Source organism: Lutibacter sp. B1, assembly GCF_012524075.1.
Lineage (GTDB): Bacteria > Bacteroidota > Bacteroidia > Flavobacteriales > Flavobacteriaceae > Lutibacter.
Genome location: NZ_JAAZUI010000043.1, coordinates 1 through 5,173 on the forward strand (window position 1 = coordinate 1; position 5,173 = coordinate 5,173).

General features: G+C 32.0%; 5 protein-coding genes and 1 pseudogene. 2 read left to right on the top strand and 4 right to left on the bottom strand.

Annotated elements, in window-relative coordinates:
• Both HGB55_RS15685 and HGB55_RS14360 read right to left on the bottom strand, forming a co-directional pair.
• Nucleotides 1–93, bottom strand: a pseudogene (locus HGB55_RS15685) (cation transporter); the annotation flags it as partial.
• A gap of 165 nt (nucleotides 94–258) precedes the next feature.
• Nucleotides 259–702, bottom strand: a complete 444-nt coding sequence (locus HGB55_RS14360) for a VOC family protein (protein WP_168817672.1) — start codon at nucleotides 700–702, stop codon at nucleotides 259–261.
• Nucleotides 703–1,036: 334 nt separating this feature from the next.
• On the opposite strand from HGB55_RS14360, the gene HGB55_RS14365 reads away from it, so the two are divergent.
• Both HGB55_RS14365 and HGB55_RS14370 read left to right on the top strand, forming a co-directional pair.
• Nucleotides 1,037–1,273, top strand: a complete 237-nt coding sequence (locus HGB55_RS14365) for a helix-turn-helix transcriptional regulator (RefSeq protein WP_168817674.1) — start codon at nucleotides 1,037–1,039, stop codon at nucleotides 1,271–1,273.
• Nucleotides 1,239–2,054 carry a restriction endonuclease gene (locus tag HGB55_RS14370; RefSeq protein WP_168817676.1) on the top strand — a complete coding sequence of 272 codons (816 nt, stop codon included), beginning with the start codon at nucleotides 1,239–1,241 and terminating at the stop codon, nucleotides 2,052–2,054. The genes HGB55_RS14365 and HGB55_RS14370 overlap by 35 nt, the downstream gene beginning before the upstream one ends.
• On the opposite strand, the gene HGB55_RS14375 is transcribed toward HGB55_RS14370, so the two are convergent.
• Together HGB55_RS14375 and HGB55_RS14380 are read right to left on the bottom strand one after the other, a co-directional pair.
• Complete coding sequence (locus HGB55_RS14375; protein ID WP_168817678.1) at nucleotides 2,030–3,907, bottom strand: Eco57I restriction-modification methylase domain-containing protein; 1,878 nt, start codon at nucleotides 3,905–3,907, stop codon at nucleotides 2,030–2,032. The genes HGB55_RS14370 and HGB55_RS14375 overlap by 25 nt on opposite strands.
• A 308-nt stretch (nucleotides 3,908–4,215) precedes the next feature.
• Nucleotides 4,216–5,010: a cation transporter gene (locus HGB55_RS14380; protein ID WP_157363358.1), complete on the bottom strand. Its 795-nt coding sequence runs from the start codon at nucleotides 5,008–5,010 to the stop codon at nucleotides 4,216–4,218.
• Nucleotides 5,011–5,173: the final 163 nt, after the last annotated feature.

The following is a 5,173-nucleotide window of genomic DNA, read 5'->3' on the forward strand; positions in this document are numbered from 1 at the left end:
CGCAATGCTTGAAATTCCGTCCAATTTCATTCGGATAAGATTTTCCTCTGAAGGACAATCCATTTTGGTAATTTCAAATATTGTTTTATTCACTTGGTTTCTGGGTTTTTCGGCATTACTTACAACGGTCTCGTATAACCGTCAGTTACGGGTTAATATGCGTTAATTTTCGGTTTAACACAAGCCTAGCAATTCCGAGTGGATTCGGACGTAGTCGAATCCGCCGTAATTGCGGTTATACATTGTTGTGCACAGGCTTTATTTCCAATTTTGAATTTCAATTAAGTTTCCTTCTGGGTCTCTAACATAAATAAAAGTGATTGTTCCTGCACCTTCGATTTCTTTTTCCGTTATCTCTCCGCATTTTTCTCCGCCGTTCATCAAAATTTTTTCTAATATTTCTTCTACGTTTTCTACTTCGAAAGCTATATGTCCGAAACCTCTTTTATTAGGAGCTATTTTTTCTTGATTTTCGATATTTTCATATTGGTAAATCTCAAGAGTGGGAAAGCTTTTTTCATATCCTGGCAATGCTAGGTGTGCTCCTTGTAATTTAGCATTTTTTAATCCAGTTCCCTTGTCCAAAAAATTTCCAGATTGATTTCTAATCGGAGGTATGATTTTGCAACCAAACACATTCACGTAAAATTCAACAAGTTTTTTCCAATCAGTACTTACAATATTTGTATGGGCAAATCTCATATTTTTGTTTTTTTCAGCTTGTGCACAACGGTCTTGTATATGAAAAGTAGCGGATTTTTAAGCACAAACTTTTCGGTTTTTAACAGACCTTAAATATATGATTTTCACTTTGATTAAGCACTAAAACCGCTATTTTTTATATACGTTGTTACCCACTGGCTTTATTCCGTTCAGCTTGGTTTTCAGCGTTGGCAAAGACATACTCTTTTGCGATTTTTGGTGTAGCGTTGGCTGTGGCGAATTGCAAATGTGTATGGCTTTAAGCGTTGGATAAAATTCCGAATGTTACTTATAGTCTTTGATTTATAGTCAACATTTCCTCAAATTTGCAACCGTGGAAATAAAGTCTAAAATAGGAATTCGAATCAAAGAATTGAGGGAAGTTAAGCAAATGTCGCAAAAAGATTTAGCTTATGCTTCTGATTTAGACCGTAGTTACATTGCAAGTGTTGAAAATGGTCAAAGAAACATATCAATTGTCAATATTGAAAAAATTGCTGTTGCACTTGGGGTTACATTAAAAGAATTTTTTGGAAATGACAAATTTGATAACGATTCAACAAGCAGTTGATGGTTTTAAAGAACTTATAGAAACTTCAATTATTGAAGGTGGAATTAGAGCAAAAGAAGCAATGATTAGGTCATCACGACCAATTAACTTTATTCACGAAGCTGTCAAAGCTGATTTTATTAGAAAAGGAATTTCTCCTGATAGAATCCATCCACCTCTTGGAGCATCAAAGCCTGAACTTAAATTAGCTGGTTTTATTAAACAAAAACATCAAGATGTTTGCGTTACACCTGAAGGATATGTCCCAGAATCTGAAACAATGACTGAAGGAATTTTAAGAGAAGCAACTGATTATTATGGTAAAGATTATACAGAACGTACAATTTCTGTAAATATTAGAAGTCAAATGAGTTCTCTTGCTAAAAACTTTGACACACTTTACGAAAGAACTATTGCTGAAGCCCAAAATTTACACGTTAGATGTCAGAAAATGGTTTTAGGAGAAGTTTATATGATTCCGGTTAAAGAATATGATGCTTCTGTAATGGACGATAATATTGTTCAGTTTATTGATAAAGTTGGAGCAGTAGAAAAGTATATAAAATCCTTTCAAGCTATAAATGGACGATTAGACCATACGCGTGAAGATTATAAGTATGAAAGAGTTTGTTTATTGCTTGTTGATTTTGCACAAACTCCTGCTAAAATTTACAGTTCTAATGAAGAATTAATAAATGATGGATTGTTAGATGCTAATTCAACTGCAAGTATTGATGAATTATCTTGGGGAACTTTCACAGATAATATTTTGTCAAATTATGAAACAAGATTTGGAAGCTGAATTTTAACTTGATATTTTTCAATTAAAAATTCATCAATTTCTATTTTGTCGTTAAGGCTTTGTAAAACCTTGATTTCATCTTGAGTGAAATTTGGGATAGTAAATTTTTCAATGAAGTTCTTTTGGTAGCAAGGAAAGCCTCCTTGAATAGAAACGCTTGTGTTACTTACATAGTAATCCATTACAATAGAGTTCAAGATTTTTTGAACAACCAAAATATTTTCTTCTTTTGACATTGGATGAGTTGAATCCTCAAATAATGATGCTTTATTTGAATGGTCTCTGTCAAAATAAATTCCGTAACCGTTTGTATAATAAGCATCCTCCTCTGGCACAAATAAAAATCTTGGGTGCTTACTAAATGTAGGATTCAATATTTTTTTACCAAATCTTGTAATACCTTGTGTTCTTCCCCAAGCATAAAACGGAGTAAATACCTTTTTCCCTTTTCCTCTTCCTTCTAATTTCTCCTTTTCAGAAAGTAGGTATTCGTAGCATTTTGGATATTTTATTTTGAATTCATCTTCCAAAATCGGAATTGCATTTTTTGCATTCGTGTGATAAGGAGTAATAATTCTTAAAGTGTTGTTTTCAATGTCTTTTTGGCTTTTAAATTGAGATATTTTGTAAACTGGTCTTGTGATTTCTTTTTCAATTAAAAAAGTTCCGTTTTCTGTGGTTTTAGTTAAATAACCATTTTTTTGGTCTACTGAATCTATAAAAAAGACTTCATCTTTTAAGGTCGCAATACCAACAGCGATATTAAATAATTGCTTTATCGGAGTACCGATTTTTTCAATAATTCTAATGTTTTCCTGTTCTTGTGTTTTAAGTAAACGCCATTTATTTACATTGAGGTTTTCTATATAGTTTGGAGAACCATTTGCAGATATTAAAAAATTTGGACAAGTTTGTTCATCCTTGATTTTGTCGAATAAAATAGATTCATTTTTCTTGTTGTCAAGAAAAGTTATAGCAGTATAAGTTTGTGCATCAAAAACCTTTTTATGCCTAAAATCTACAATTCGTGTAACGCATTTATTTTGTAGAAAATATTGACGAAGCGACAAACCTGCCAACGAAGTGAAATAATTGTTTGGTGTAATGTAACCTAACTTTCCATTTTTTGTTAAAAGTTTATGCCCCAACTCAAAAAAGGCAAAGTATAAATTGAAAGTTCCATTTTCAATACTTTTCCAATTATTTATTAAATAATCCCTGTTTTCATCACTTAAATCTTGAAACTTAACATATGGTGGATTCCCAACAATAATTTCAAATTTACTTGACCAATCAGCTTTTAAACTATCTTGATGGTAAATATTAAAATCGGATTCTTCTATAATTTCATTTTTTAAAAGTCCGTAAAGTGATAAGATTATTTTTGAGCGTTTTACATTATAACCCAATATATCAGAACCATAAATATTTTCTCTGATAGTTGCTTTTACACTTTTATTAAAAGTCTTCTGGAAATATTCAACCAAGCCAATTAAAAAAGCTCCACAACCACAACTTGGGTCTAAACATTTGTCATTGTTTTTCGGTGATACTTCATTGATAATAAAATCTACAACGTAAGTCGGAGTAAAGAATGCTCCATTTACTTTTCTGTCGTTTTTGGGAATTAAAAGTTCAAGATAATTCTCTAATAGTTTTAAATCCTTAATGTGCAGAGTTGAAACGAGTGAATAGATTTCGGATTCTGTTTTAAAGTCGGTTAACAGTTCTGAAATTATTGGACTTTTTGTGGAATCTAAATCGTTGTTTTGAAGAAATGAATAAATGAGATGTTTCTCAATGAGGTTTATCTCGTGAGAGTTAATTAGTTCATTTATTATACTTTTATTCATTTTCCTTTGATGTTGACTATAAGTAACAAAATTAGACTTTTTATTTGAACTATCCAAATCGTAGTGCGGGGAAAATTTTAGCTCTTTTGGTTTTTTTGCATTGGATTTGTGTTTTGGCAAAAACCGAAAGTGCTAAAATGTGCGGCTGGTTTTCAGCTTGTGGGTAACGGTCTCGGCTATGAGTAGTTGCGTGGGTTAGCACTTAACTTTGCAAGTACACACCAAACTGAAAATCCGCTAGGATTTTCAGAAGTAGGTGAGAACAAGCAATTACTTATAGCCATTGTTGTGGTTAGTGTTTTTTTTATTTATTTACTCAATTTTAAAATTCTAAAAGCTCCTTGAATTACCAAAACAAAAACTATTGTTCCGATAATCAAATCAGGTTTGCTTGAACTCAACCAGTTTACCAAAAGTCCAGCTGTTATTACTCCTAAATTTATAATCACATCGTTTGATGTGAAAATCATACTTGCTTTCATATGTGCCTCTTCTTTACTTTTTGATTTTTGTAAAATGTAAAGACAAATTCCGTTTGCAATAAGTGCGAAAATTGAAACTATAATCATTGTCGAAAAGTTAGGTAATTTCTCGTCTCCGAAAAATCTCCTTAAAACTTCTACAAATCCAATAATTGCAAGTGTTATTTGAAAATATCCAGCAAGTTTGGCAATCCGTTTTTTCTTTATTACTGTTCCGCCAACCGCAAACAAGCTAATTCCGTAAACGAAACTGTCCGCAAGCATATCTAAACTGTCGGCAACCAATCCCATTGATTTTGAGATTATTCCTGTTGTCATTTCAATTATGAAAAACGCAAAATTTATGGCAAGTACAGACCAGAGTAGTTTTTTTTGGTTTGCATTTTCATTAAATTCCGTTTGGTCAGTTTGTTCAGTCGAGATTTTCTTTCCGCCTAAATTCAGTTCGATAACTGACTTTTCAATTTGGTCAGTTTCTCCGCTATGAAAAACGGTCAGTTTTCGGTTCGGAATGTCAAAGTCCAAATTCGCAATACTTGAAATTCCGTCCAATTTCATTCGGATTAGATTTTCCTCTGAAGGACAGTCCATTTTAGTAATCTCAAATATTGTTTTATTCATTTAGTTTCTCGGTTTTTTTACATTAACCACAACGGGTTAGGCTAGGAAAAGTTGCGAATTTGAAAACGTACTTTTCCGCTGTTTGTTTTGTTGTTTAAATTTAGTTTAATTTTTCTATTTAGCATAAAGAAGCAATTTTTTTTAGCCATTGTTAGCCAAAGTA

Bases quoted from the DNA above. Each gene is read 5' to 3' on its own strand.
- HGB55_RS14370 (WP_168817676.1), top strand. From the start codon at position 1,239: ATGACAAATTTGATAACGATTCAACAAGCAGTTGATGGTTTTAAAGAA.
- HGB55_RS14380 (WP_157363358.1), bottom strand. From the start codon at position 5,010: ATGAATAAAACAATATTTGAGATTACTAAAATGGACTGTCCTTCAGAG.
- HGB55_RS14375 (WP_168817678.1), bottom strand. From the start codon at position 3,907: ATGAATAAAAGTATAATAAATGAACTAATTAACTCTCACGAGATAAAC.
- HGB55_RS14360 (WP_168817672.1), bottom strand. From the start codon at position 702: ATGAGATTTGCCCATACAAATATTGTAAGTACTGATTGGAAAAAACTT.